The organism is Alcanivorax sp. HI0083 (genome assembly GCF_001635175.1).
This window is the reverse complement of the sequence record NZ_LWFX01000035.1, coordinates 1-1,857: the sequence shown is the minus strand read 5'-3', so window position 1 is coordinate 1,857 and position 1,857 is coordinate 1. Positions and strand designations below refer to the sequence as shown.

At 59.3% G+C, this 1,857-nt stretch carries 2 protein-coding genes; both read right to left on the bottom strand.

Annotated elements, in window-relative coordinates:
- Positions 1-436 (bottom strand): rod shape-determining protein MreC (mreC, locus tag A3754_RS00405; protein ID WP_197468335.1); only part of this gene is annotated, 436 nt, incomplete at its 3' end.
- Positions 437-441: 5 nt separating this feature from the next.
- Positions 442-1,479: a rod shape-determining protein gene (locus tag A3754_RS00400; RefSeq protein WP_039927492.1), complete on the bottom strand. Its 1,038-nt coding sequence runs from the start codon at positions 1,477-1,479 to the stop codon at positions 442-444.
- Between the last annotated feature and the right edge of the window lie 378 nt (positions 1,480-1,857).

Here is a 1,857-nt window from a genome sequence, read left to right as displayed (position 1 = left end):
CCTGCCCCCGGGAAACATTGTCCCCCGCCCCTTTGTTGATGACGATCTCCTGGCGGTTAGGATCAGGATCCACACCGATGATTTCCGCCACCAGCACATTGGCATCCAGATCCGCCGAGGAATTGAGCAGCTCACGCAGCCGCACGTTCTCGGCTTCCAGCACCGCCAGACGCTGCACTTTCTGCTCCAGAATCAACGCCTGGCGTTGCAAGCGACGATTTTCGTCAAGCAGGGTGCCGCGACTTTGCGTCTGCTCAGACAGCCACTCACCACTGTCCACCGGCAAGTGGGCAAGATAATGAATGGGCGCCGTCAGGTAGCCCAGTGCATGGCGCAGGGGTGCAGCCCAAGGGGTACGCTGGTCCAGCACCATCATGATGACGGCAAGCACCAGCGCGATAATGAGTCGGTAGGAGGGTTTGGCCGGGGCCACCATGGGAGTTAACCCATGGCCAGCATGTCAAAGCCTTGGCTGTCCATCAGCTCCAGCGCCTTGCCGCCACCCCGGGCCACACAGGTCAATGGATCATCGGCAACAATCACCGGCAGGCCGGTTTCTTCCGAGAGCAGACGGTCGATATCACGCAACAGGGCACCACCACCGGTAATCACCAGACCACGCTCGGCAATATCCGAGGCCAGCTCCGGCGGAGACGCTTCCAGTGCGTTCTTCACCGCATTGACGATAGCCGCCAGCGGCTCTTTCAGGGCTTCCAGAATTTCTTCGGAATTCAGGGTGAAGCTGCGCGGCACCCCTTCGGCCAGGTTCCGGCCACGCACATCAATTTCACGGATTTCAGCACCCGGGTAGGCCGTACCGATTTCGTGCTTGATACGTTCAGCGGTGGATTCACCGATCAGCGAGCCATATTCCTTGCGCACGAACGCCACGATCGCTTCGTCGAAACGGTCGCCGCCAATACGTACGGATTCGGAATACACCACACCATTGAGGGAAATCAGGGCGATTTCCGTGGTGCCACCACCGATATCCACCACCATGGAGCCGCGGGCTTCTTCCACCGGCAGGCCAGCACCGATAGCAGCGGCCATGGGCTCTTCGATCAAATACACATCACGGGCACCGGCACCATAGGCAGAATCCTGGATGGCACGGCGCTCCACCTGGGTGGATTTGCACGGCACACACACCAGCACCCGCGGTGCAGGCGGGAAAAACCCGGTGTCGTGCACTTTCTTGATGAAGTACTGCAGCATCTTCTCGGTCACATCGAAATCGGCGATAACACCGTCTTTCATGGGCCGGATAGCGGTAATATTGCCTGGAGTACGCCCCAGCATGCGCTTGGCATCAGCCCCGACGGCCGCCACACTCTTCTGTGCGCCATGGTGACGGATGGCAACCACGGAGGGCTCATCCAGCACAATGCCGCGGCCACGTACGTAAATAAGGGTGTTTGCGGTCCCCAAATCGATGGACAAATCGGTGGAGAACATCCCCCGAATACGCTTGATCATGGACATCCTAGCCAGTTTCCTGAACTTTTCGCGAAAAAACGATGCCTGGCGGGAAAAAGCCGGGCATCTCATAAGATGGCGCAACTCTAGCAACGGCAGGGGCATTGGGCAAGCTGGCGTGCTCTGCGGACAGTGGCCCCGGACAGGCGGTCTATGGTACTTTTTGCGCCTTTCAAGCCCCATACGACCCCTGCGCCAGCCTTCGGCGCAAGGTGCCTACGGAAAGAACCACGGAGAGAACCATGGCCATTGATTCCAAGGTGGTTACCCAGGTGGCCCATCTGGCGCGCCTGAAAGTGGACCCCCAGGACAGCGACGCCCTGTCCGATCGCCTGAATGACATCCTCGCGATGGTAGACCAACTGCAACAGGCTGACG

What these genes read in the sequence shown, in the direction of transcription:
- A3754_RS00400 (WP_039927492.1), bottom strand. Translation starts at nt 1,479, where the DNA reads ATGATCAAGCGTATTCGGGGGATGTTCTCCACCGATTTGTCCATCGAT.